Here is a 3,163-nt window from a genome sequence, read left to right as displayed (position 1 = left end):
GACGCCCGTCCCACGGCGAGGGGTGCCCAGCCCTGGGCGCCCCTCGCGGTGCCCAGGACGCTACCCGAGGTGCCCATAGGACTTCTATAGGGCCGCTCTCGATCCCGGCGACACGACCGCAGGGGACCGATAGGGACGCCATAGCCGCACGTCGGATCCTCGCTCCACGACCAGGAGACCCACGAGTTGGGACCGGAGGCCACCATGGAAACGACCACCACGGACACGGCCGCGCCCGAGCAGGCGCGCCCGGAGTACCTCGACATCGAGCTCATTCTCGACGACCCCGGCCTACTGGCGACGGTAGCGCCGATGCCGGGCCGCAGCCTGGACTTCGGTCACGCGGGCGGTTGCGGCTGACGCCGCGGTCAGGCAGACCGGTCGGCCACGCCCCGGGGCGGGGTGACTCAGGCCACGAGCGCGGCGGCCGGCTGTTCCTGGGCGACGAGGCGGACCAACGAACCCATGCGGTAGAGCAGTTCCGCAGGCTCGGGATCGGCGGTCAGCAGCCTGGCCTCGGTCAGCAGCTCCAGCACCTCCTCCGCCTCGCAGTCGGAGCAGCCGAGCAGCCTGGCGGCGTCCGCGAGGGACACGCTGTCGGCCCCGGCCCGCGCGAAGGCCCGAAGGGCGGTACGGGCGGCCGGGTGCACTCTCCGCAGATCCGCCGCCAGGCTGGCCCTGACGTCCAGTTCACCGAGGCGCAGCTCGTCCAGGCGGTTCTCCGCCGAGGTGAGTCGGTCGGCCAGTCTGGCCGCCGTCCAGTGCGGGTGGGCGGCCAGTCGGCTCGCACAGATCCGCAGCGCGAGCGGCAGCCGGTCGCAGAGTTCGACGATCCGGGCCGTCGCCCCCGGATCCGTGCTCACCCGTTCCCGGCCGGCCACGGCGAGCAACTGGTAGGCCTCCGGGAACTCCAGGGGGCCGACCCAGAAGCGCTGCGCCCCCTCGATCGTGGCGAGCGCCGAGCGGCTGGTGACGACGGTACGGCCGCACTCGTCGGAGGTGAGCAGCGGACGGACGGCCCGCTCGTCCTCGGCGTTGTCCAGCAGCACCAGGACCTTCCGTCCGGCCAGTCGGCTCCGGTAGAGCCGGACCAGCTCGTCCGGACCGTCCGGCAGTCGGCGCCCATCCGCCCCGAGGGCGCACAGGAAGGCGCGGAGGACCTCGGCGAGGTCGCGCGGGAGGCCGTCCGGGCCGCGCAGGTCGGCGTAGAGGACGCCATCGGGGAAGCCCGACCGGGCGAGGTGGGCAGCCTGGACGGCCAGCGCGGACTTCCCGCAGCCGGCACCGCCGGTCAGCAGGATCGGGCCGGTCGGCTCCCCGGGACAGGCCGGGCGGTCCTGCGCCGCCCCGCCCAAGGCGGCCTGCAACGCCGCGAGGTGGCGCTGCCGCCCGACGAAGTCGGCGACGGCCGGCGGCAACAGCACCGGCACGACTCCGGTCCACGCGCCGGTGGGGCGTTCGGAGGCCGGATGGCCGCCGGGCGGGGCCGGTGCCGGTGGCGCGCTCAGCACTGCCGTCGGCGGGTGGGCGGCGGCCGGCCCGGGCAGGGTGCCGGAGAGGACCTGCGAGTGCAGCTCGCGCAGGGTCGCACCCGGGTCGACGCCCAGTTCCTCGGCGAGCAGGCGCCGCCCCTGCTCGTACACCTCCAGCGCGTCGCTCTGCCGGTCGCAGCGGTAGAGGGCTGCCATCAGCTGCCCGCGCAGGCGCTCCCGGGTCGGGTGCTCGGCGACCAGTCCGCGCAGTTCGGGGACGGCGGCCCGGTGACCGCCCAGGGCGAGATCGGCCTCGATGCGGTTCTCCAGGGCGGCGAGCCGGCTCTCCTCCAGTTCCGGCAGTGCCTTCTCGGCCAGCTGCGCGGTCACGCCGGTGAGCGGCGTGCCGCGCCAGTGCCCGAGCGCGGCGGAGAGCAGGTCGGCGGCACGGCGGTGTTCGCCGGCCTCCAGGGCGCGCCGGCCGAGCTCGGCGTCCCGACGGAACTCGTGGAGGTCCACCCGGGCCGAGCCGATGTCGAGCCGGTAGCCGGGCGCGCGGCGGATCAGGTCGACCTGCGGCCCCAGCCGACCGCGCAGCCTGGAGGCGTACGTGTGCAGTTGTGCGGTCCAGGTGGCCGGTGGATCCCAGCCCCAGAGCAGGGCGCTCAGCCGCTCGTCGGGCAGCAGGAGGCCGTCGGACAGCAGGAGGGCGGCCAGGACGGACCGCTGTTTGGCACCGTCCAACCTGATCTCCCGGCCGTCGGCCACCGCCTCCACCGGGCCGAGGAGTCGGAACTCCAGGGTGGGTTCCGCCAGGCGGACGTCCGCTTTCCCGATGACGCCCGAGGCCTTGAGGTGAACCATGACACGCTCGTTCCGCCCGGCCGCCTCCGTGTCGGGACGACCGTACTGAGCCGCCCTCATGGGCACTCCTCACCTCGCACCCCCCGGTCGAGCCGGGCTGCCCGCTTCCGCCGCACCGTTGTGTCGAACTCCTCCACCTGCCGTGTCGCGGCGTGGTCGGGAGAGGCCGGGAAGCCGGGCACCACCCGGGTCGTCAGCCGTCTCCCCTCGGCCGTGGCCGCGTGTTTTCGATCTTGCCGCTCCGCCCTTGCTACCAGTCGGTGCAGCGCGGAGCCAAGCCGTCCTGCAGGAACCTGTCAGGCTCGGCTCGGGAAGACGCGGGCGGCGGCGCGCCCCCGACGGTCCGCATCGGCGGTCCGCCGGGGTCCGGCAGGTCCGCTGGCGCAACGCTGGACAGCCGGCGCCAGGGTTGCCGCCAGGGCGGCCGGTTCCCGGCCCCCGGCTGCCCGTGCAATACCGGAGCACCGGGTCGGCCGCGGCCGCCGCGCGCCCGCTCACTGCGGCGGGTTCCCGTGCTTGCGGGACGGCAGCGGCGCGTGCTTGGTGGCGAGCATCTCCAGTGCGGCGATGAGCGTCGCCCGCGTCTCGGCCGGGTCGATGACGTCGTCCACCAGGCCGCGTTCGGCCGCGTAGTACGGGTGCATCAGCTCGGCGGTGTACTCCTTGACCAGCTGGGCTCGGGTCGCGTCCGGGTCGTCGGCGGCGGCGATCTCCCGGCGGAAGACCACGTTCGCGGCGCCTTCGGCGCCCATCACCGCGATCTCGTTGGTGGGCCAGGCGTACGACAGGTCGGCGCCGATGGAGCGGGAGTCCATGACGATGTAGGC

Annotated in this window: 3 protein-coding genes; 1 reads left to right on the top strand and 2 read right to left on the bottom strand. The window is 74.6% G+C overall.

Annotation, left to right across the window (positions count from 1 at the left end; all coding sequences use genetic code 11):
- Positions 1-204: 204 nt before the first annotated feature.
- The gene (locus ABT247_RS32795) at positions 205-360 is read left to right on the top strand and encodes a hypothetical protein (protein WP_350750145.1); all 156 of its coding nucleotides are present in this window, start codon (positions 205-207) and stop codon (positions 358-360) included.
- 47 nt (positions 361-407) lie between these two features.
- On the opposite strand, the gene ABT247_RS32790 is transcribed toward ABT247_RS32795, so the two are convergent.
- Together ABT247_RS32790 and ABT247_RS32785 are read right to left on the bottom strand one after the other, a co-directional pair.
- Positions 408-2,336: an AfsR/SARP family transcriptional regulator gene (locus ABT247_RS32790; RefSeq protein ID WP_350750144.1), complete on the bottom strand. Its 1,929-nt coding sequence runs from the start codon at positions 2,334-2,336 to the stop codon at positions 408-410.
- A 494-nt stretch (positions 2,337-2,830) separates the two neighbouring features.
- Positions 2,831-3,163: carboxyl transferase domain-containing protein (locus ABT247_RS32785; RefSeq protein WP_350750143.1), on the bottom strand; the 333-nt coding region annotated here is incomplete at its 5' end.

It is taken from the genome of Kitasatospora sp. NPDC001539 (assembly GCF_040298565.1).
GTDB lineage: Bacteria > Actinomycetota > Actinomycetes > Streptomycetales > Streptomycetaceae > Kitasatospora.
This window is presented reverse-complemented; position numbering and strand designations above follow the sequence as displayed.